Source organism: Paranoxybacillus vitaminiphilus (assembly GCF_003259935.1).
Taxonomy (GTDB): Bacteria; Bacillota; Bacilli; order Bacillales; family Anoxybacillaceae; genus Paranoxybacillus; species Paranoxybacillus vitaminiphilus.
The window spans coordinates 82,163-101,394 of sequence record NZ_QLMH01000010.1 but is presented as its reverse complement, the minus strand read 5'-3'; the positions used below and the strand labels follow the sequence as shown (position 1 = coordinate 101,394).

At 39.7% G+C, this 19,232-nt stretch carries 27 protein-coding genes and 2 pseudogenes; 23 read left to right on the top strand and 6 right to left on the bottom strand.

Annotated features, from left to right (window positions below):
- Positions 1-13 precede the first annotated feature (13 nt).
- Complete coding sequence (locus tag B0I26_RS12200; protein WP_111645708.1) at positions 14-469, bottom strand: chemotaxis protein CheX; 456 nt, start codon at positions 467-469, stop codon at positions 14-16.
- A gap of 199 nt (positions 470-668) precedes the next feature.
- Between B0I26_RS12200 and B0I26_RS12195 the strand changes: the two genes are divergently transcribed.
- From B0I26_RS12195 to B0I26_RS12140, 14 genes are all read left to right on the top strand, one after another.
- The gene (locus B0I26_RS12195) at positions 669-1,742 is read left to right on the top strand and encodes a type III polyketide synthase (protein ID WP_111645707.1); all 1,074 of its coding nucleotides are present in this window, start codon (positions 669-671) and stop codon (positions 1,740-1,742) included.
- Positions 1,743-1,747: 5 nt separating this feature from the next.
- On the top strand, positions 1,748-2,308 hold the full coding sequence (locus tag B0I26_RS12190) for an isoprenylcysteine carboxyl methyltransferase family protein (RefSeq protein ID WP_111645706.1): 561 nt from the start codon (positions 1,748-1,750) through the stop codon (positions 2,306-2,308).
- A 101-nt stretch (positions 2,309-2,409) separates the two neighbouring features.
- A complete protein-coding gene (locus tag B0I26_RS12185) occupies positions 2,410-6,090 on the top strand; it encodes a dynamin family protein (protein ID WP_111645705.1) in 3,681 nt (1,226 codons plus the stop codon).
- A gap of 27 nt (positions 6,091-6,117) precedes the next feature.
- Positions 6,118-6,294 carry a hypothetical protein gene (locus tag B0I26_RS18350; protein WP_181502883.1) on the top strand — a complete coding sequence of 59 codons (177 nt, stop codon included), beginning with the start codon at positions 6,118-6,120 and terminating at the stop codon, positions 6,292-6,294.
- 15 nt (positions 6,295-6,309) lie between these two features.
- Positions 6,310-6,609, top strand: a complete 300-nt coding sequence (locus tag B0I26_RS12180; protein ID WP_111645704.1) for a YpbS family protein — start codon at positions 6,310-6,312, stop codon at positions 6,607-6,609.
- Positions 6,587-7,426, top strand: coding sequence for a sulfurtransferase (locus B0I26_RS12175; RefSeq protein WP_111645703.1), 840 nt, complete (start codon positions 6,587-6,589; stop codon positions 7,424-7,426). The genes B0I26_RS12180 and B0I26_RS12175 overlap by 23 nt, the downstream gene beginning before the upstream one ends.
- Before the next feature lie 60 nt (positions 7,427-7,486).
- On the top strand, positions 7,487-7,627 hold the full coding sequence (locus tag B0I26_RS18345) for a hypothetical protein (RefSeq protein ID WP_181502881.1): 141 nt from the start codon (positions 7,487-7,489) through the stop codon (positions 7,625-7,627).
- Positions 7,628-7,768: 141 nt separating this feature from the next.
- The gene (locus B0I26_RS12170) at positions 7,769-8,182 is read left to right on the top strand and encodes a hypothetical protein (RefSeq protein ID WP_111645702.1); all 414 of its coding nucleotides are present in this window, start codon (positions 7,769-7,771) and stop codon (positions 8,180-8,182) included.
- A gap of 14 nt (positions 8,183-8,196) precedes the next feature.
- The gene (locus B0I26_RS12165) at positions 8,197-8,709 is read left to right on the top strand and encodes a peroxiredoxin family protein (protein ID WP_111645701.1); all 513 of its coding nucleotides are present in this window, start codon (positions 8,197-8,199) and stop codon (positions 8,707-8,709) included.
- A gap of 111 nt (positions 8,710-8,820) precedes the next feature.
- Positions 8,821-8,952: an FbpB family small basic protein gene (locus B0I26_RS12160; protein WP_111645700.1), complete on the top strand. Its 132-nt coding sequence runs from the start codon at positions 8,821-8,823 to the stop codon at positions 8,950-8,952.
- A 50-nt stretch (positions 8,953-9,002) separates the two neighbouring features.
- Positions 9,003-9,146 (top strand): acid-soluble spore protein N, encoded by a 144-nt coding sequence (locus B0I26_RS12155; protein WP_111645699.1) that lies wholly within the window; start codon positions 9,003-9,005, stop codon positions 9,144-9,146.
- Positions 9,147-9,251: 105 nt separating this feature from the next.
- Positions 9,252-9,485 (top strand): small acid-soluble spore protein Tlp, encoded by a 234-nt coding sequence (tlp, locus tag B0I26_RS12150; RefSeq protein ID WP_111645698.1) that lies wholly within the window; start codon positions 9,252-9,254, stop codon positions 9,483-9,485.
- Between the two features lie 108 nt (positions 9,486-9,593).
- On the top strand, positions 9,594-10,028 hold the full coding sequence (locus B0I26_RS12145; RefSeq protein WP_111645697.1) for an acyl-CoA thioesterase: 435 nt from the start codon (positions 9,594-9,596) through the stop codon (positions 10,026-10,028).
- A 6-nt stretch (positions 10,029-10,034) separates the two neighbouring features.
- On the top strand, positions 10,035-10,427 hold the full coding sequence (locus B0I26_RS12140; RefSeq protein ID WP_111645729.1) for a hotdog fold thioesterase: 393 nt from the start codon (positions 10,035-10,037) through the stop codon (positions 10,425-10,427).
- Between the two features lie 85 nt (positions 10,428-10,512).
- Here the strand turns inward: B0I26_RS12140 and B0I26_RS12135 are convergent, their stop codons facing one another.
- Entirely contained in the window at positions 10,513-10,800 is a 288-nt protein-coding gene (locus B0I26_RS12135; protein WP_111645696.1) for a HesB/YadR/YfhF family protein, read from the bottom strand.
- A 110-nt stretch (positions 10,801-10,910) separates the two neighbouring features.
- The gene (locus B0I26_RS18340) at positions 10,911-11,075 is read right to left on the bottom strand and encodes a hypothetical protein (RefSeq protein WP_181502879.1); all 165 of its coding nucleotides are present in this window, start codon (positions 11,073-11,075) and stop codon (positions 10,911-10,913) included.
- Positions 11,076-11,262: 187 nt separating this feature from the next.
- Here B0I26_RS18340 and B0I26_RS18335 point away from each other — a divergent pair, with 187 nt between their 5' ends.
- Positions 11,263-11,400, top strand: a complete 138-nt coding sequence (locus tag B0I26_RS18335; RefSeq protein WP_181502877.1) for a hypothetical protein — start codon at positions 11,263-11,265, stop codon at positions 11,398-11,400.
- A 435-nt stretch (positions 11,401-11,835) separates the two neighbouring features.
- Positions 11,836-12,774, top strand: a complete 939-nt coding sequence (locus B0I26_RS12130; protein ID WP_111645695.1) for a magnesium transporter CorA family protein — start codon at positions 11,836-11,838, stop codon at positions 12,772-12,774.
- A gap of 60 nt (positions 12,775-12,834) precedes the next feature.
- On the opposite strand, the gene B0I26_RS12125 is transcribed toward B0I26_RS12130, so the two are convergent.
- Positions 12,835-13,413 (bottom strand): DUF502 domain-containing protein, encoded by a 579-nt coding sequence (locus B0I26_RS12125; protein ID WP_111645694.1) that lies wholly within the window; start codon positions 13,411-13,413, stop codon positions 12,835-12,837.
- Between the two features lie 421 nt (positions 13,414-13,834).
- Between B0I26_RS12125 and bioB the strand changes: the two genes are divergently transcribed.
- The 6 genes and pseudogenes from bioB to B0I26_RS12100 all read left to right on the top strand — a co-directional run bounded on the left by bioB (position 13,835) and on the right by B0I26_RS12100 (position 17,462).
- Entirely contained in the window at positions 13,835-14,833 is a 999-nt protein-coding gene (bioB, locus tag B0I26_RS12120; RefSeq protein ID WP_111645693.1) for a biotin synthase BioB, read from the top strand.
- Between the two features lie 146 nt (positions 14,834-14,979).
- Entirely contained in the window at positions 14,980-15,900 is a 921-nt protein-coding gene (locus tag B0I26_RS12115; RefSeq protein ID WP_245934777.1) for an NAD(P)/FAD-dependent oxidoreductase, read from the top strand.
- A gap of 73 nt (positions 15,901-15,973) precedes the next feature.
- Positions 15,974-16,147 (top strand): annotated as a pseudogene (locus B0I26_RS18635) (transposase); the annotation flags it as partial.
- Between the two features lie 75 nt (positions 16,148-16,222).
- Positions 16,223-16,321, top strand: a pseudogene (locus tag B0I26_RS19015) (CoA transferase subunit A); the annotation flags it as partial.
- A gap of 116 nt (positions 16,322-16,437) precedes the next feature.
- The gene (locus B0I26_RS12105) at positions 16,438-16,668 is read left to right on the top strand and encodes a YozE family protein (RefSeq protein WP_111645691.1); all 231 of its coding nucleotides are present in this window, start codon (positions 16,438-16,440) and stop codon (positions 16,666-16,668) included.
- Positions 16,669-16,778: 110 nt separating this feature from the next.
- Positions 16,779-17,462: a BAR domain-containing protein gene (locus B0I26_RS12100; RefSeq protein ID WP_111645690.1), complete on the top strand. Its 684-nt coding sequence runs from the start codon at positions 16,779-16,781 to the stop codon at positions 17,460-17,462.
- Positions 17,463-17,465: 3 nt separating this feature from the next.
- Here B0I26_RS12100 and B0I26_RS18470 read toward each other — a convergent pair whose 3' ends face one another.
- Positions 17,466-17,597 carry a DUF3930 family protein gene (locus B0I26_RS18470; RefSeq protein WP_220084981.1) on the bottom strand — a complete coding sequence of 44 codons (132 nt, stop codon included), beginning with the start codon at positions 17,595-17,597 and terminating at the stop codon, positions 17,466-17,468.
- Positions 17,598-17,735: 138 nt separating this feature from the next.
- On the opposite strand from B0I26_RS18470, the gene B0I26_RS12095 reads away from it, so the two are divergent.
- Positions 17,736-17,912, top strand: a complete 177-nt coding sequence (locus B0I26_RS12095; protein ID WP_111645689.1) for a YozD family protein — start codon at positions 17,736-17,738, stop codon at positions 17,910-17,912.
- A 154-nt stretch (positions 17,913-18,066) separates the two neighbouring features.
- Here the strand turns inward: B0I26_RS12095 and B0I26_RS12090 are convergent, their stop codons facing one another.
- Entirely contained in the window at positions 18,067-19,221 is a 1,155-nt protein-coding gene (locus B0I26_RS12090) for a DUF2515 family protein (protein WP_111645688.1), read from the bottom strand.
- Between the last annotated feature and the right edge of the window lie 11 nt (positions 19,222-19,232).

Sequence of the window (19,232 nt, the reverse complement as noted above, 5' to 3'; positions counted from 1 at the left end):
TTTACATTAAAAACTAATCCGATTCAACCGTTACAATAATTTGAATTTCTCCAATATTTTCAATAAGGATAGGAACACGGAACGCTTTCTTAAATCCGTACAGTTTCGCTTGCCCGACTAAAACAGTCGGCGGGGTAATATCCATTGTGATTCCTTGTTGAGATAAAGTAGTCGCAAGATTTCCGGCAATCATATTGCCAAGTTCGCCTGTAAACGATTGGAGCATTTCTCCTTCAAGTGCCATTCCGAACATCATTTCGCCGATATGGCTGAACGAAGAGACATCTCCTTCGATAATAAGCCGCCCGCGTACATCGCCTGTCATACCGATTAATACACCAATGGATGATTGAGTAAGCGGAGCGGTAAAATGAGAAGGTTTGTCGACGGTAAATTGAAGTGGAATTATTCCTTTTGCTGCTTCAATTGTTCCGTTTAAAATAATCATCACCTTGTCCCCTAAAGACATCATCACCCATCTCCCTTGTACACCATGCGAACTTACTTTATCATAACAAATATTGATACAGTTTTACATAGAAATTGACCAATTCGCAAAATTTTTTATATTTCATCAACAAATAGTGCCTTTTTTACGATCATAATTTACATAATTATTACATTTTTGGATAAAGTAACATTATAAAAAGCGTTGCGAGGTGTTGCCAATGCCAACTATTGTATCGGTAGGGACAGCGAAATTACCGCATCAGCTGAATCAAGATACGGTTAAGGAATATACGAAGCAGCTGTTCAGCCAAGCCTTTCGCGATATTGATCGCTTAAGGGGCATTTTCGATAATGGACAAATTGAATCGCGCTATTTTGTAAAAAATCTAGACTGGTATAAAGAAAAACATCGTTTTTCGGAAAAAAACGATACGTATATTGAGAATGCCTTGCAATATGGTTGTGAAGCCATTAAAAATTGTTTGCAAAATCCGCGTTTTTTACCGTCGCCCATTGATTATGCAGAAATTGAGGCGATTTTTTATATATCGACAACCGGGCTTGCAACGCCAAGTATCGAGGCAAGGTTGATGAACATGCTGCCGTTTTCGCCGCATACGAAACGGATTCCGATTTGGGGGTTAGGATGTGCCGGAGGAGCGGCGGGGTTGGCTCGCGCTTATGAATATTGTCTGGCTTTTCCGAACGCAAAAGTACTTGTGCTTGCGGTTGAATTTTGCAGTTTAACGTTTCAGCCAGAAGATCGTTCAAAAAGTAATTTAATTGGGACTTCTTTATTTGCTGATGGTGTTGCTTGTGTTTGCGTTGCGGGGGATGGGTCCGCTGCTCAGAGGAAAAGACCGCGTATTTTGGCTTCGCAATCGACGCTGTTGCACAATGCGGAGGATGTCATGGGCTGGGATATTCGCGATGATGGTTTTTTTGTCGTTTTTTCAAAAGATATTCCTTCTCTCATTTTGTCGTGGCTTAAACCGAATGTCGAACAATTTTTGCGCTTGCATTGTTTGACGATAGCTGACATCGACTATTTTATTGCTCATCCCGGTGGCAAAAAAGTATTGGAAGCTTATCAAACAGCGCTCGGAATCGATGAAAAGAAAACAGCTGTATCATTTCAAATTCTCAAGCAATTTGGAAATATGTCGTCCGTCACCGTCTATTTTGTACTGGAACAATTTATGAAGCAGCCGGTGAAAGAAGGAGAACATGGTTTGCTGCTTGCGCTCGGTCCGGGGTTCAGTTCTGAATTGGTGTTACTGCGCTGGGGGTGAAAACAATGGTTTTTTATGCATTCTTTCTGTTCATCATCGTTGAACGGCTTAGTGAACTGGTAATTGCGAAAAAAAATGAACATTGGCTGAAGGAAAAGGGAGCAAAAGAATTTGGCAAAGACCATTATAAATATATCGTCCTTCTCCATGTTTTATTTTTACTATCGTTTTGGCTCGAAGCAACGCTGCAGGGCGCCGAGATATCGCCGTTTTGGCCCGTCATTTTATGCGGATTTTTCATTACGCAGCTATTGCGCGTATGGACGATTTTATCACTTGGCCGCTTTTGGAATACGAAAATTCTTGTCCTTCCGAATGCGAAAGTAGTAGCAAAAGGACCTTACCGTTGGCTGCGTCATCCGAACTATGTGATCGTTGCCTTTGAATTTGTTCTCATTCCTTTGTTGTTTCAAGCATATTGGACAGCTGTCATTTTTAGCCTGCTAAATATCATTGTATTATCGGTTCGCATTTCTGTTGAAGAGCAGGCGCTATGCATAATGACAAATTATAAGAGTGAGTTTCATCAACGCAATCGCTTTTTCCCTGTTCGTCCCATCAAATAAACGGATGGGATTTGTTATTTTCTGTTGGGAAAATTGCGTAAATACAGTAAAATGAGTGTATACGATGTTAAAGGGGACAAAGGACAAAGGGGTTATGTTTTATGATTGGTACAAAAGAAACACCGTTATTGCAACAATGGATGAGTAAGTTACTTTATGTTTACGATGAAATGACAAAAAAAGGGGATTATGTAAACGCGGAAAAAGTGAAACAGTTGATGAAAAAAGTGAATAATGAAGAGTTTATCATTGCTTTTTGCGGGCATTTTTCCGCGGGAAAATCGAGCATGATTAATGAGCTGATTGGTGAACCGATTTTGCCATCAAGCCCAATTCCAACGAGCGCTAATTTAGTAAAAGTAAAGTCAGGAAAAGAATACGCCCGTGTATATTACAAAAACGAACCGCCCATTGAATATCCGGCACCGTACAATTATGACGAAATTAAATCATACTGCAAAGACGGAGATGCGATTGAAGCGATTGAAATCAGCCATCGTACCGACAGGCTGCCGCACGGTATTGTCATTATGGATACGCCGGGAATCGATTCAACAGATGATGCGCATCGATTAGCTACTGAATCCGCGCTTCATTTATCGGATGTTGTCTTTTACACGATGGATTACAACCATGTCCAATCAGAACTGAATTTTCAATTCACAAAAGAACTAACCGACCATGGAAAATCGGTGTATCTCATTGTCAACCAAATTGACAAACATCGCGAAGAAGAATTATCGTTTGCCGATTTCAAGCAGTCGGTTGTTCAGGCGTTTCGCGATTGGAACGTCAAGATAGAAGAAATTTTCTTTACGTCATTAAAGCAGCCGGATTTGCCGTACAATGAATTTAACCGCTTATGTAACTTTTTGCAAAAACTTTTTCATGAAAAAGACGAACGGTTTGCCTTAGGAATCAAAACAGCACTAAAGCAATTGCTGCATGACCATCTGTTCTTTTTGCAAGAACAAGACGCTTATGAGGAAGAACAATTAAAGGCACAGCTTCGTGATGAAATCCAGCTTGATGATTTGTCTGAACGAATAAGCCGCATTGAGCAGGAAATCAAAACAGTCGAAAAACAAGGCGGGGAGCTCGAACGGCAATTTACAGCTGAATTAAATAACGTACTAGAGCACGCCTATATTATGCCGTTTGAAACAAGAGAGCTTGCCCGATCGTTTCTTGAATCAGTGCAGCCGGATTTTAAAGTAGGGTTATTTTTTGCAAAAGCGAAAACGGCAGCCGAACGGGAAAAAAGGCTTCTTTCGTTTTATGAAAATGTAAAAGAAAAGGTTCGCACCAATATGGAGTGGCATGTTCGTGAGCTGCTCGTTCGTTTTTTGAAAGAACATCATATGGCTGAACATGATTTATTACAACAATCCCAACAATTAACCGTGCCGTTTACTGAGGAGCTGCTCGTACGCATTGTGAAAAAAGGGGCAGGAGTAACAGGCGATTATATTTTGACATATACGAGCGATGTCGCAAACGAATTCAAACGGCTCTATCGCGATAAGGCGATGCGCCTATTTGAACAATTTATCATGAAATGGCGGGAAAACGCGGAAGCCGAAATCAAAGCCTTAGAGAGCCGCTTGAATAAGGAAAAGGAACAACGGAACATCCAGGCTCGTTTAGAAGAATTGAGTCAACTCCGCAAAGAGGCGTACGAAAAACTTGTTGAAGTGATTGAAAGAGATGTCCCGCTTCAGGAACATGCGGAAGAACGGATCGCCCGTCTCGTTAATGAAACATTTGTCATCGGCGCAAGCAAACATCAAGAAAACACGACAAATGTGAAAAAAACAGAAGAGCGCCAAACGAATGAAGCGAAAAGCGGAAAAACAGCTGTCAAGCTCGAAGCAGAAAAAGCGATCGCAGATTTATATCATACTGTTGAGCTAATTAAAGATGTGAAAGGAATGAAGCGGTTTATCGACGAGTTAAACGAAAAAGCGCAACGATTAAAAAACCGTTCATTTACCGTTGCATTGTTCGGGGCGTTCAGCGCAGGAAAATCATCGTTTGCCAATGCGCTGATCGGTGAAAAAGTCTTGCCTGTTTCACCGAATCCGACAACGGCAACGATTAATAAAATTGTCCCGCCTGCGCCGGGCTATCCACATGGTACAGTTATTGTGCAATTAAAGACGAGAGAACAAATTTTTAACGACTTGCAAATGTCATTACGTTATTTTGGTCTTAAAGCAGAAACGTTAGAAGAGGCATTTAAATTGAGTAAAAAAGCGCTTGACATCGAATCTGTTGATGCCCGGGAAAAACCGCATTATTCGTTCATTAAGGCTGTTGTACATGGATATGAAGCGATTGAAAATGATCTTGGTACAAAGCTTTGTGTCGATTTGGAGGCGTTTGGGCAATATGTTGCCGATGAAACGAAAGCATGTTTTGTTGAATGGATCGAGCTGTACTATGCCTGCCCGCTTACGGAACAAGGAATTACGCTCGTCGATACGCCGGGGGCCGATTCTGTCAATGCGCGCCATACCGGGGTTGCCTTTGAATATATAAAAAATGCCGATGCGGTGCTGTTTGTCACCTATTATAATCATGCTTTTTCAAAGGCGGATCGCGAATTTCTCATTCAGCTCGGCCGCGTCAAAGATGCGTTCAGCATGGATAAAATGTTCTTTATTGTCAATGCCGCTGATTTAGCCCATTCACACGATGAATTGGCGGATGTGCTTGCGTATGTGAAAGAGCAGCTTGTTCGCTTCGGCATTCGTAATCCGCGGCTTTATCCGCTTTCCAGCCGCTTTGCCTTAGAAGAAAAAACAGGAAAGACAGGAGAAACAAACTACGGTATTTTAACGGAATCAGGCATACGCCGTTTTGAAGCGGATTTTCAACGCTTTATTATTGATGAATTAACTTCTCTTGCCATCGAGGGTGCTTATGCGGAAATGAACCGCGTGCGCCGGACAATTTCCGAATATATTGCCCAGGCGCAGTTAGATATGAATGCAAAACAAGCGAAATTACAAAAAATTAGGCAGGAACAAGCAGAGATGAAGGAGTTGTTTCAGGAGGCGGCAGCAGAAACGGAATTATATGCGCTTGAACAGGAAATTGCAGAATTAGTTCACTATATTAAGCAGCGTATTTTCCTCCGCTTCGGAGATTGGTTCAAAGAAATATTTAACCCGGCTGCCTTGCGTGAAGATGTCCGTGATGTAAAAAAGGCGCTTGAAGCGTGTCTTGACGAATTATTAAGTTCCATCGGTTTTGATTTAGCGCAAGAAATGCGGGCGACAAGTCTCCGTGTTGAAAAATTTATTGTCGAACAATTGCGTGAACGATTTAAAAGACTTTATGCGAAAGCAGCAGCGATTCATCACGGGATCACTTTCACTGATTTTGAACATTACGAGTTTGCAGCATTACAATTTGAAACAGGTTTACATAATATTGACCGTTCCCGATTCAAAAAAGCATTATCTTTTTATAAAAATGCTAAATCTTTTTTCGAGCGTGATGAAAAACGTTGGATGAGAGAGGAATTAGAAAAGCAATTACAAGAACCTGTTGACGATTATTTACAGGAGAATAAAGAATTTCTTTTACGTGTCTATCTCGAGCAATATGTTCATGCCGTAAACAGATTGAACGAACATCTTCAGCAGCAAAGTACGGACTATTTTGCCGGCTTCATTTCCGCGCTGACAGAGCCGGTCAATATGGAACATTTGCAATTGATTGAAGCAAAACTGGCCGATATGTCAGCTCATATAGAGACAGGTACAAATGATTAACCATTTAACTAAGCCGGAGGAATGTGGATGAACAATCGCTTTCGCGCCTGTGCAACCTGCGTTCATTATGGAATTATCAAAACTGCAGCCGGACAGCAATTTCTTTGCACACGTTTGGGCTATGAGACAAAGCCTTTTTACAAATTTAATTGCTGGGTGCCGAAAGAACAAGTAAAAAGGCGGATGGAGACAGAGGGATTATGAAAGGAGTATATAAATATGAGTGAGGTACATCATGCCATTACCGCGCATTCAAATAAACAACATATGATTGTGAAAAGATTTTTGCAGTTAGATACTGAACGTGAAAAATATATTGAAGAAGCGGTATCTCTCTGCTTAAAAGGAGAGCCGTTTACGGTAGATCGGATCAATGCGGTCACAAAGCAAATCAATGACTTGGCGAAACAAGGAATCGTTCCGCAGCGGAAGTATGTGACGCCTGCGATGGTTCAAGAATATGTCGAAAAATTGCGGATAAAGGGGGAGATGAGTCATGAAATATGTTGTGACAAATGAGTGGCTGGCGAATCGGTTAAATGACGAGCAAGTTCGCATTATTGACTGCCGTTATTACATGGGAGATGCATCGCGCGGACTGAAAGAGTATATACGAGGCCATATACCGGGAGCTTTATATTTTGACTTGGAAATCGATTTATCCGCCCCGGCGGGAGAGCATGGCGGCAGACATCCATTGCCGAATATGGACGAATTTATTGAAAAGCTATCGACGGCAGGAATCGATAAACAGACGATTGTTGTTGCTTATGACAGTCAGGCAAGCTCCATGGCTTCCCGTTTTTGGTGGATGCTGCGCTATCTTGGTCATGAACAAGTCTATGTGTTGGACGGCGGATATGAAAATTGGGTCGAGGAAAGTTATCCGGTGACAACGGATGTTCCGCTTTTTCCAAGAAAAACATTTGTCGCCAACATTCAGCCGCAAATAGTGGCTACCGTGGAAGATGTTCGGGAGGCAATGAAAAATAAAACAGCACTATTGATTGACTCACGCGAGCCGAAACGTTATTTAGGAATCGAAGAACCGATTGACCGAGTTGCGGGACATATTCCAAGCGCAAAAAACTATTTTTGGCGAGAAGGCCTAACAGAGGATGGGCATTGGAAAAAATCCATCGAACAAGAGCAACGGTTTGCGGATATCCCAAAAGATCAAGCGGTTATCGTCTATTGCGGTTCAGGTGTCACAGCCTGCCCGAATGTGCTTGCATTAACTGAAGCAGGTTACACAAATGTTAGGTTATATGTCGGCAGCTGGAGCGATTGGATTTCCTATCCGGAAAACCCAATTGCGGCGGGAAAAAATGAGTAACATAACTTGCCTGCACCCCGCTCATACTACAAATGAATTTCTTGACAAGGGGTGATTTGCATGGGACGCACAAAGCTTGGCAACGCCAATGCGCAGCGAAATAATAACGCAAAACAAAAAAACGGCTTTAACAATGAATTCGCTTCATATGCGGAAGTAGAAGCGGAAAAAATGAAAAATAAACATAAAAACATTCGTTAAATAATGAATGGGGCTGGCACTTTGCTTTTGAGTCAGCCCCATTTCCATGTTTGCTTGCATGTTATCAAGCAAAAAATACAACTTTTTTTACTTTTTATGATTAAATAAAAATGGTATAAAGATGAAGGAGAAAGTCAGCTCATGCTTCAGGAAACGATCCAATTGGGATCGATTTTAATCAAAGTTTCTTGGCTTGTCATTCTTTTTTCATTATTGTGCGCATATGCTGTTATTGTCATTTATTTGCGAAAGGACGAGCGGTTATTAGACCAATTAAGTTCCATTCTCGGCCATGCATTTTTTCTCTACGTTCTTATTTTCAAATTCAGCTTTTTACTTTTCCGTCCTTCTATTTTGCTTCATAATTGGAAAGGGCTCTTATTTTTTACCGGGGGAACAAAAGGAGCGATGCTGGGGCTTGCCATAAGCTTATTGTACATAATCGTTCAACTTTATAAACGCCGATTATTTGTGCGTAAAGTGTTATTGGCCCTGTTTTACGGAGGAATGACGGCATTAACAGCAGAAAGTACATGGATAGTTGTTTTGCAATAAGGAGGAAATGAAAGATGAAAAAATTGCTTGCAACATTATTGCTGCTTGGACTTGTTAGTTATGGGCTGTGGCAAGTATTGGCAGCGGGCAATGAAAAAACAACCGGACTGGATATCGGAAATGCTGCACCGGATTTTGAATTGAAAACTCTTGATGGGAAGTCGATTCGTTTATCTGAGTTACAGGGAAAAAAAGTAATTCTTAATTTCTGGGCGACATGGTGTCCGCCATGTCAAGCGGAAATGCCGGAGATGCAAAACTTTTATGAAAAATATAACGAAGATGTCGAAATTTTAGCTGTTAATTTGACATCGCAAGATTCCCGGGATAAAGTTGCTTCTTTTATTAAAGAATATGGCTTGACGTTTCCCGTTGTGTTAGATGAGGAGGGCGATGTATTAAAGCTGTATAAAATCTCGCCGATTCCGACATCGTATATGATTGATCGTGAAGGAACGATTCGCCATAAGTACGTCGGACCGATGACATATGAGCAAATGGTTGAATTCACGAAAAATATTAAATAAGAGAAAAAGGCGTCCGTTTAGGATGCTTTTTTATTATTTTCGAAAATTTGTAATAATTTTTATGAATTGTGGGAATTAATAAAATTATAATTAATAAATGAGGTGGGAAAAATGAGAAAAATACGGAAAGTGACGTTAGAAGAATTAATATTGGAAAACAAACAGCAGTTGTTAAATGATCGCGAGGCAATGGAAAGAATTGAAGAAAAGCTGGAAGAGCGGATATTGAAAAAAGTGGAATAGCACATACTGTGAATCTTTGCGGGCAGACTAGATGGTGAGGAGGCGAGAAAATGAGCAATCCAAAGAGACATCCAGAGCATTTCGTTCCGAACCATCTAGGCACACAACCGCGTGCGGCGGGTGGAAATAAAGGAAAGAAAATGCAAGACAATTCAGGACAACATGCACAAGTCATTCAAACAAAAGGCGAGTAAAATTTGTTAACATAATATATTTATTGGTAAATAAAATCTCTCATAAACTTCATCACAATGTTTTATACTACTTTTGTACTACCTTGAGCATACAGGAGGGTTATGATGGCACACAATCGACCAAATCCGGACGATCGCAGCGATAATGTCGAGAAATTGCAGGATATGGTGCAAAATACAATTGAAAATATTGAAAAGGCACATGAAACAATGCAGTTTTCAAGCCCGGAAGAGAGAGCAAACATTGAAGCAAAAAACGAACGACGCGAAGAAGCGATCGCCGCAATGCGCGCCGAAATGAAAGATGAAGCTGCCGCACGTGAGCATGGATATCAATAATAGCGAAATTAGCCGCCGATTTGTGCGGCTTTTTTCCTTTCTATCCTTTTTGCGGTGAATATGTTAAGATAACGTTAGTATATAAAAATGGAAAATGGGGGAAGAAGCTTGAAAGTCGCTGAAAAACAAATGGAAGTACGATATTCAGAAACAGATCAAATGGGTGTTGTTTATCATGCCAACTATCTCGTTTGGATGGAAGTAGGAAGAACACAATTCATTAAAGAATTAGGCTTTCATTATGCTGATATGGAAAAAGAAGGAATAATATCACCGGTCATTGACCTGCAAATTTCCTACAAAAAACCGCTCCGTTATGGAGAAACAGCGACAGTAAAAACGTGGATTGAGTATTATGACGGCATTCGCGTTACATACGGTTATGAAATTTTAACGCCTGATGGAGAGATCGCAGCGATTGCTACTTCACAACATGTTTGTGTCAAACGTGATTCATTCCGGCCGATCTCGATAAAAAAACATTTCCCTGACTGGCATAAAGCATATGAGCAGGCGAAAAAACAAACAGGAAGAAAGGGATAGAAGATGATGGAACGATGGAGAAAAAACACATTGTTGGAAGCGCTAGGGATAGAATTTATGGAAATTTCCGCCGGGAAAGTTGTTGCCACTATGCCGGTTGATGAACGGACGCGCCAGCCGTTTGGAGTCCTTCATGGCGGTGCGTCTGTTGCTTTAGCAGAGACAGTTGCAAGCATCGGTGCTTATGAGCTCGTTGATAAAGAAAAAGAACTCGTCGTTGGACTAGAGATTAATGCCAATCATATTCGCAGTGTTCGCGATGGAAAAGTGACGGCAACGGGAACAGTGCTTCATCGCGGCAGAACAACAATGGTTTGGGATATTAAAATCGTCGATGAAGAAGAACGGCTCGTTTCCGTTTCCCGCTGTACGATTGCGATTTTACAGAAGAAGCGATAAAAAAGAGGCTGTTTTTCATAAAGGTCCGGCTTCTATCCATCTTGCCGCTGCCGGGTCCGCCCTTCAGCCTCTTTAAGTATGTACATTATTCGTAAAGAAAAACAGGTTCGCCCCACTGTTCATCGAAATCAACAATTAAATTATGTTGATCAAAGTACCACATGTCACCTTCTTCAATAAAAAATGTAATCCCGTCGATGACCGTTTGCACTCCCGGAGACAACGGTGCTTCTTTATTAATTCCAAGGGAAAACCCTTTTTGCACGTTGCTGCAACCGCCATAGCGAGCGAAAAAACGCACGAAATCACCTTGCTTTAAATCCAGTTCCTCTTTATACCATTTGAACGCTTTCGGTTTAATGATAATCTTCATCTTGCAACACCACCTTTCAATATCTCCATTATAGAGAAAATGGGATGAGGATGCCAGAATTAGCTGCATAAAAAGAGACGGTTGCAACACCGCCTCTTTTTCACACGCGATTATTGGTTTTCGTTTGCTTCTTCTTCCGTATTTTCGTCCGTTTGTTCTGTTTGCTCTGCTTCTGTACCGTTGTTTTCTTCCTCCGCATTGTTACAAGCTGCCATGAGCATTACGGCAAGTAATGAAGCCCCGACTTTTAACAATAAACTTTTTTTCATTTTCATTCCTCTTCCCTCCCCCGGCGGTTTGATAGGCCAAAATGAATCGGCCTAATTCAGATTATATGGTAATTAATCTAATATTTGTATTTTTTAACCAAATTCATACAAAAAGATAACGAAATGAAAACAATATTGATTAAATGTTTAAATTTTTACATAGATTAAACATAGTGAAAGGAGTGGAAAAACGATGAAACAAAAGCCACATTCGATAAAGCTGAGCTATGAATCAGACGGGGTCATGGGAGAAAAAAGAACGGCAAAAGCAGCATCTAAGCAGCAAGATAAAGGAAAAGATTTTTTTAATACAACACAATCAAGCGAATAAAGCGGTCAGGTGTGTAGATTAACCAATAAAATCCAGATAAAGCATTTCTCGTGGCAGAAAAGCGTGAGTCACCGAGAAAATAGTTATAAATAATGGGTCATCAACACTCATGGTAAGCGGTTGCTATAAGGCAGCTGCTTTTTATTTTTATGAAATTAACAGAGAAAAGAAAAAATCGTAAAAATGATGATTTTTATTCGATTTTTGCTATACAAATACGCATTTGAATGTTATCATTAATCGAAAAAGACATTTTAATGAGAGGAGTGGAGTTTTCGAATATGAGTAGGCAAAGTTCATCAGAACCAGAACCAGAATCTTACGAGGAAGCACTCTCTTCTTTTCAAATGAACGAGCTACTCAAAGATCGAAAACGAGCTCCATTTGAAAAGAAAAGATAGAAGCCTTCCTCGTCTGTAAAGGAGGAAGCTGTCAATGATGAACATCTATTTATCAAATAGCGATGGCAGGCTAGAAGAAATTCATGAACTGCAAAATGGCTGTTGGATTAAATTAGTGGCGCCGACAGAAGAGGAAATTCGTTATATTGCCAATCATCTTGATATCCCGATCGATTCGATAAAAGACGCGCTCGATGATGAAGAACGTTCACGGGTTGAAAAAGAAGATAACCATGTTTTAATTATCGTTGACATTCCAATCATTACACATGATGAAGTGGATGGAGCCATATACGAAACGATTCCAATTGGTATGATTATTACTAATACATGCTTTATTACCGTCTGTTTACAAGAAAATCCGATTTTTGAGGAGTTTACAAAAAATAAAATAAAAAATTTTTATACATTCATGAAAACGAGATTTGCGTTGCAAATGTTATATATGATCTCCGCGTATTATTTACGTTATTTGAAGCAGATTAACCGCAAAACGAGCGAAATCGAAAAAGCGCTTCATCAGTCGATGAAAAACAAAGAATTATTTTCGTTATTAAGCATGGAAAAAAGCTTAGTCTATTTTATGACATCGCTTAAGGCGAATAATATTGTAATGGAGCGGCTCCTGCGGCTTAACTATTTGCGGATGTATGAAGATGACGAAGATTTGTTACAAGATGTCATTATTGAGAACAAGCAGGCGATTGAAATGGCTGAAGTTTACAGCAGTATTTTAAGCGGAATGATGGATGCATTTGCCTCTGTCATTTCCAACAATGTGAACATTGTGATAAAGTTTTTAACGGCCATTACCATTGTCTTGTCATTGCCGACAATGGTGGCAAGCTTTTACGGAATGAACGTGCCGATTCCATATCAACATTCCCCTTATTCTTTTATCATCGCGATGTTCATATCAGTATTGTTATCCAGTATTACGGCGTTTATTCTTTGGAAAAAACGTTATTTTTGAGCGGGAAAAGCAAGTCCTTCTCGTTCCATAAAAAATAGAGGATACGGTGGGATGGCAGCCTCATTTTTTTGCGGCTGTCATCCCGCCGGAAAGAACGAATTTCATTGCATCTTCAGGTTTTACATCTAAAACCTGAATTTGTTCTTTCGGGACTAAACATGTAATACCAGCAACTTGAAACGTTTGCGGAATATATACAGCAACATGATCTTTGAGCGGATCGAGAAACTTCCCTACTTCTTCTGATGTAATAAAGCCAATGCATTTCATTCCGGTATTTGGCAGCTGAACGAGCACGACTTTGGAAAATGAACGCTTTTCTCCGACAAATGAAGCGATCGTATCTTTTATAACAGAATAAACAGTTTTTATGAACGGGATGTTTTCTAACAGACGGTCAATGAGCTTAATAATACGACCGCTGATATATTGAGTAGAAAGCCAGCCAAGGAATGTGATTAACATCACCGTGCATAAAATGCCAATCCCCGGTATATATGAATCTTGTAAATACGGTTTTAAGTATTTTCCTAATAATCCATCAAAAAACGAAAACACTTTATAAAACACATAAACCGCAAGAATAATCGGAACAATCGTTAAAACCCCATTTAAAAAGTTTTTTAACAAAAATTTCATTCACATTTCTTCCTTTCCTGCGCATCTTCATGATTAAAGATTAACAATATTTCCTTTCATTCACAAGACAATCGCTCATAAATATTCAATACAGTTATGTAATTAAGTGGCAAAATGAACGATTAGCATTTCACAGACAACTGTAAAAAGGATGATAGTGTTAGCGCGTAAAAGTGAACATATAACCTTCTATATATCGTTAATGATGATCATCGGATACTTATCTTTGACCCGCATGAAAACGTGGCTGCTCATAAGTGTCTGATCATGTACGATATATGGTGGTTGAGGGGCTGATACGTTGTTTTTGGCCATCCTCTTATTTTTAACTAAAATAGTTAACTTTTATTTAATAAAGGTTGACAATTATAGCTTAGATGAAATACGATGATTGTAATAACGTGGAAAGGGGAGAAGGAGAATGGCAGATTGGTTAGCGTTGGCTGATCGCGTGCTAGAAGGCGGAGAAATAACAGATAAAGAAGCTGAAGCGATTTTAGACTGCCCGGACGAAGAGCTGCTTTTATTGTTGCAAGGGGCTTATAAAATTCGCAGAGCTTACTATGGAAACAAAGTAAAGTTAAATATGATCATTAACGCCAAGTCCGGCTTATGTCCGGAAAATTGCGGCTATTGTTCGCAATCATCCATATCTACAGCGCCGGTGAAAACATACAAAATGGTTGATAAGGAGACGCTCATACGCGGCGCAGAAGAAGCTTATCGTATGCAAGTGGGGACATACTGCATCGTCGCAAGCGGACGCGGGCCCAGCGAAAAAGAAATCGATACCGTCGTTGCCGCTGTTCAGGAAATTAAAGAAAGATTTGGTTTAAAAGTTTGTGCCTGTTTGGGAATTTTAACGCCTGAACAAGCAAACCGTCTAAAAGAAGCCGGGGTTGACCGTTACAATCATAATATTAATACTTCAAAGGAACATCACCCAAATATTACTACCTCACATACATATGACGACCGTGTGAGGACCGTTGAAACGGTGAAACAGGCGGGAATTTCTCCATGTTCCGGCGTGATTATTGGAATGAAGGAAACGAAACGGGATGTCATCAATATGGCACGCAGTTTAAAAGTGCTTGATGCGGATTCAATCCCGGTTAACTTTTTACATGCGATTGATGGTACACCGCTTGCCGGCACGAATGAATTAAATCCGAGATACTGTTTAAAAGTGTTAGCGCTGTTTCGCTATATTAATCCAACGAAAGAAATCCGCATTTCCGGAGGCAGGGAAGTGAATTTGCGCAGTCTTCAACCGTTGGGATTATATGCAGCGAATTCGATTTTTGTCGGCGATTATTTAACGACAGAAGGCCAGGAGAAGTCAGAAGATTTTAAAATGTTGGAAGATATGGGGTTTGAGATTGATTTTGCGAATAAGGAACACGCTGTTCAATTGTAAGAAGAGGCTGGCTCTGCATGGTGCAATCCCATGCTTGAGCCGCCTTTTTTCTTTATCGTCTTTATTTGTTTGTCTGAGATGATGGTTAGAACGGCAGGAAAAGAGGAAAAATGAATATGTAAATAAACTGATAAGCGGGAAGTGAAATGGTGAATTCTTCTATTTACGAATGCATTATCATTGGCGGCGGAATTGCCGGATTGCAAGCAGCGATTCAGCTCGGAAGGTATCGCCATCATGTGCTTGTGGTCGATTCTAATAACGGGCGTTCAAACCTTTGCCGGGCTTATCATAATGTACTTGGCTGGCCGGATGGGGTTAGCGGTGAAACATTGCGTGCTCTCGGCCGTAAACAGGCAGCAAGGCTCAACATTCATTTTGTAGAAGATGAGATTATCGATGCTGAAAAAAAGGAAGACCTATTCTTTTTACAAGGAAAAAGCGGCTGTCATTACTTAGGAGAACGGATTTTATTAGCGACCGGTGTGAAAGACCGCATCCCGCCGATTACCAACTTGCTCCCGTGCTTAGGAACGAGCGTATATGTCTGTCCGGATTGTGATGGATACGAAGTGACAAATAAAAAAGTGATTGTGCTTGGCGCAGGAATAACAGGAGCCAATATGGCCATCACATTGCTTTATTGGACAAAAAATATGATTTACATCAACCATGATGGAGAAGATTTATCGCTCAACCTAAAAAGCGAACTAAGACAACAACAGATTCAGTATATTCGCGAGCCTATTGAGGAAGTGCTTTTGAATAAAGAAGGACAATTTTCCGGAGTGCGCCTGCAAAGCGGAATAGAGCTGTCGGCGGAAAGAGGCTTTATTGCCTTTGGCAGCAACAAAGTCAATACGGAATTAGCGAAACGGTTGGGGGTGGAGCGGCTTGAAAATAAACATATTCCAACCGATCCGCGCACGAAGCAAACGAATATAGAAAATGTCTGGGCGGCAGGAGATATTGGTGTTCACTCCGAACTAGTGCCACTTGCTATGGCGGAAGGCGCACAAGCAGCGATTTGGATTCATAAAAGCATTTTAAATTTAAAAAAGAAATAAAATGATAAGGGGCTGATTCTGAACTGCACCCCAATTGTTAGACATAACTAACCATTGGAGGTGCAGTTTTTATATGACTAAATACAGTTTAGAAACTAAATTAGCTGCAGTTAAAGCTTATCTTGAAGGAGTAGATTCCTTTAAGGTAACAGCACAAGAGTACAATGTAAGTGTATCGATGTTAAAAAAATGGGTGACTAAGTACAGAGAACATGGATCAGAAGCATTTCAAGAAATGTATACAAGAAGGAGACGCCCCCATCTTCCATTCCGAGCAAGGTTGGCATTATCAATTAAAAAGTATCAACACACATTAAAATTTACAGTCGATGTTTCTATTGTGTATGCGAAAAAGGGCGATCCATTTGGGAATTTAATTTACGACAAAAGCGCGCGCAATACGAATCCATCTGTTGCAATGAACGAGCCGAGAGTCTTAAAAAGAAACTATTTTAAATTTATGGATTAAAAAGCTTCACAAAATGCAAAAAAGTCATTACAATATGTAAAAATTAAGTATATAAGAGGTGAGAAGAAATGAGAAAATCGTTTTATCATTATTTGCTCACGTTTCGCGATGGTCAAAAAGATGATCCGTTTGTCAGCTTTGCGAATCATGTCTATCATGATCACGGTTTTCCAAAATTATCGTCGAATTATGATGAAATTAGCAGATATCTTGAGCTGAATGGAGATTATTTAGAGAGTATGAGCATATTTGACCAAATTTGGGATCGGTATATGCAAGAAATGTCAGTTGTTTATTGAAAGCGCTAACAATTATACTTTATACCCTGGCACAATAAGTGTCGGGTTTTTTTTGTATGCATATAATACTATACATCAACTGGAAAATTTCCATAGGGGGAGGGAAAGTAATGGATTTTGCGCAAAAGCCGAAGTTTGCCATAGGGGATATTGTTGTGAATACGTTATATGGCACCGTTGGAACAATTACCGATATAAAAATGCTCGATGGAACATTTTTATACGAAATTAATCATAGCAATAGTCTATTTCTTGAACATACATTAATATTACTTTCCGATTTTGATGGGCATTTATTAGTGATAGAAGAAATTGAAATCGAATTGCCGTATTTTTTTGGAGAAATTGTTCAAGTGAAAAACCAAGGTTCCGATTTATACAAAATCGTAGGCGTGCGTACAGAAATTTGGCGTTATCAAGACGAGAGATGGGAGGAAGTTATATACGAGCTCACACATCTTACAGATGGAAAAATGCTTGAAGCAAGTCCGGATGAACTCACACCAATCGCTCCTAACGATCACTCGCTTCTGTTTGTGCAAGATATTGCTTGGCTATCACCTGTTTCCAAAGATGAGCCGGAACGAGAGGAACGAATGTATATGTATAAAAAATCCGAACAAGAATGGCGGCAAGCAAAAAAAAAGTATAAAGAATTAATTGACGAACTTTTAGATACTTACAATGATTATCAAAGATTATATGAGTGGTTTCATGATGAAGAGTATAAAAAAGCGATGGAGATGACACTGAAAAATTTGCAAAATTTAGTCACTAAGAAACAGAATAGATAGAAGCTATATTTGGAAAAACTGGATAAGTATATACAGAAAATAAGGAATGCCGAAAAAAACAACGATTTTAAGCAGACACTCTATCATTTCTTCATCCATCCACTCCTCATTTGTGGCCTCAACATGCTTGTCCATTTCTTATATTCCTCCTTTCGTGTTTAGCTGCCACTAATTTATTTTGCTGGAATGGATATGATACATAAGATTCAAAAAAATTCTTTTGGCATAAAAAGATGTACATGGACATAAAACAATACTAAAGGGGGCGATGTTGTGAAAGAAATTGAAGTAGTGATTGATACGGAAGAAATTGCAGAATTCTTTTACAATGAGCTGATTCGTCGCGGCTTTTTGCCGACAAAAGCGGAACTGGAGGAGATTGCTGATATTACGTTCGATTATTTAATTGAAAAATGCATTATTGACGAAGAATATGAAATAGAAGACTAAAGCGGCTGATCCGGCAGTGTCTGACCTCACGTGAAATCCATCATATATAGTGTTCTCATCCAACTGTGCTATATATGGAGGCTGTGGGGCTGAGCTTGGATCAGCCCTTTTATATTGCCTATCCATGCTCGAACAGGCTTAACGATAGGAGCTATTAAAACAGAAGTTGTTTTGATAGGGCTAATGAAGATAACTCAATGATATTCGTTAAGTAGTTATCAGTGATGTCACAGTTTTTGACAACAGGAACTGTATGAAGATGTTTCAGCATTGATAAATCGCGAAACCAATCATCTTGCTGCGGATAGCGGTGCTTGATGTTAGGCCACGCATTCACCAGCTTCGGACTATAAATAGAAGCATTTTTCCGCATTTTTGCAGTGTGAAAGAAAAGGTGCGGCCAAAAGTCAGCGCGTGAGCCTGTATGCGGCGTGTTCAACGCAAACTCGTAAGCCTTGTTATATACCTTGTTATGATAAAATAATATTCCATATAGCGTTTTGCCGATGACGATGCGGTGGTCAACATTGGCAAAATCGTGAACAGTCGTTCCGACAAGCCTTACCTTATTTTTGGCGTAAAAAGGGATGATGACATCAGCAAACCCCAGCCATTGTTGAAGCAAAAATGATAATGTTTCAAGAACATGATTTTGAAAAAACGGCTCCTCAATAACATGTTTTTGAATATGCTGCTGTTCATTAATGATTAATGCAACAGTCAGCAACGATGAATTTTTTGTAAGTAAAAAATCCTCCCAAAACGGCTGCATAAACGAAGACACCGAAAAATGCGGCAATAAATGAAACATATTTTCTCCTCTTCGTTTACTTTCTTCATATAAAAGAAGCTGAGGATAAGCATCTTGAAAAATGAATGCATTCGCCCGTTCGAAACATAAAAAAAGCGGCTCGATTTGCTTTTTAGAAAGAATCTTTCCAATGATATCGCCTTTTAAATCTGTCATATTCCAGCCGCCATTTCTTGAAACAGTATGGGCTAAAAACGCCCAATGCACTTCTGGGCAGCGCTGAAAAAACGAAAAATATGCTTTTGTGCGCGTAATATTATTCAAATTGCTTTCTTCTGTTTGCTTTTTTATCAATGAAACGAGCTCCTTCTCTTTTTCTGCTTCGATGGAAATTTTTGTTTGCGTGCAATTGAAAATCAGCATTTTTTCTAATTGTTCGTTAATGAATGTTAAGTTGTCGTGTGCGGTGATGGTCCATTCTGTTTTTTTTATGAAAAGCTTTGCCAACGTATCGAAAGGTTTAGCAAGATAGGAAACCATTTTTGTTAAAAAATCCATTTGAAAAATCC

Coding starts and splice junctions, on each gene's coding strand:
- B0I26_RS18470 (WP_220084981.1), bottom strand. CDS start 17,597: ATGGACAAGCATGTTGAGGCCACAAATGAGGAGTGGATGGATGAAGAA.
- B0I26_RS12185 (WP_111645705.1), top strand. CDS start 2,410: ATGATTGGTACAAAAGAAACACCGTTATTGCAACAATGGATGAGTAAG.
- B0I26_RS12175 (WP_111645703.1), top strand. CDS start 6,587: ATGAAATATGTTGTGACAAATGAGTGGCTGGCGAATCGGTTAAATGAC.
- B0I26_RS12160 (WP_111645700.1), top strand. CDS start 8,821: ATGAGAAAAATACGGAAAGTGACGTTAGAAGAATTAATATTGGAAAAC.
- B0I26_RS12140 (WP_111645729.1), top strand. CDS start 10,035: ATGGAACGATGGAGAAAAAACACATTGTTGGAAGCGCTAGGGATAGAA.
- B0I26_RS12155 (WP_111645699.1), top strand. CDS start 9,003: ATGAGCAATCCAAAGAGACATCCAGAGCATTTCGTTCCGAACCATCTA.
- B0I26_RS12135 (WP_111645696.1), bottom strand. CDS start 10,800: ATGAAGATTATCATTAAACCGAAAGCGTTCAAATGGTATAAAGAGGAA.
- B0I26_RS12200 (WP_111645708.1), bottom strand. CDS start 469: ATGTCTTTAGGGGACAAGGTGATGATTATTTTAAACGGAACAATTGAA.
- B0I26_RS18345 (WP_181502881.1), top strand. CDS start 7,487: ATGGGACGCACAAAGCTTGGCAACGCCAATGCGCAGCGAAATAATAAC.
- B0I26_RS18350 (WP_181502883.1), top strand. CDS start 6,118: ATGAACAATCGCTTTCGCGCCTGTGCAACCTGCGTTCATTATGGAATT.
- B0I26_RS12180 (WP_111645704.1), top strand. CDS start 6,310: ATGAGTGAGGTACATCATGCCATTACCGCGCATTCAAATAAACAACAT.
- B0I26_RS12195 (WP_111645707.1), top strand. CDS start 669: ATGCCAACTATTGTATCGGTAGGGACAGCGAAATTACCGCATCAGCTG.
- B0I26_RS12165 (WP_111645701.1), top strand. CDS start 8,197: ATGAAAAAATTGCTTGCAACATTATTGCTGCTTGGACTTGTTAGTTAT.
- B0I26_RS18335 (WP_181502877.1), top strand. CDS start 11,263: ATGAAACAAAAGCCACATTCGATAAAGCTGAGCTATGAATCAGACGGG.
- tlp (WP_111645698.1), top strand. CDS start 9,252: ATGGCACACAATCGACCAAATCCGGACGATCGCAGCGATAATGTCGAG.
- B0I26_RS12115 (WP_245934777.1), top strand. CDS start 14,980: ATGGTGAATTCTTCTATTTACGAATGCATTATCATTGGCGGCGGAATT.
- B0I26_RS12090 (WP_111645688.1), bottom strand. CDS start 19,221: ATGGATTTTTTAACAAAAATGGTTTCCTATCTTGCTAAACCTTTCGAT.
- B0I26_RS12125 (WP_111645694.1), bottom strand. CDS start 13,413: ATGAAATTTTTGTTAAAAAACTTTTTAAATGGGGTTTTAACGATTGTT.
- B0I26_RS12100 (WP_111645690.1), top strand. CDS start 16,779: ATGGATTTTGCGCAAAAGCCGAAGTTTGCCATAGGGGATATTGTTGTG.
- B0I26_RS12105 (WP_111645691.1), top strand. CDS start 16,438: ATGAGAAAATCGTTTTATCATTATTTGCTCACGTTTCGCGATGGTCAA.
- B0I26_RS12130 (WP_111645695.1), top strand. CDS start 11,836: ATGATGAACATCTATTTATCAAATAGCGATGGCAGGCTAGAAGAAATT.
- B0I26_RS12190 (WP_111645706.1), top strand. CDS start 1,748: ATGGTTTTTTATGCATTCTTTCTGTTCATCATCGTTGAACGGCTTAGT.
- bioB (WP_111645693.1), top strand. CDS start 13,835: ATGGCAGATTGGTTAGCGTTGGCTGATCGCGTGCTAGAAGGCGGAGAA.
- B0I26_RS12170 (WP_111645702.1), top strand. CDS start 7,769: ATGCTTCAGGAAACGATCCAATTGGGATCGATTTTAATCAAAGTTTCT.
- B0I26_RS18340 (WP_181502879.1), bottom strand. CDS start 11,075: ATGAAAATGAAAAAAAGTTTATTGTTAAAAGTCGGGGCTTCATTACTT.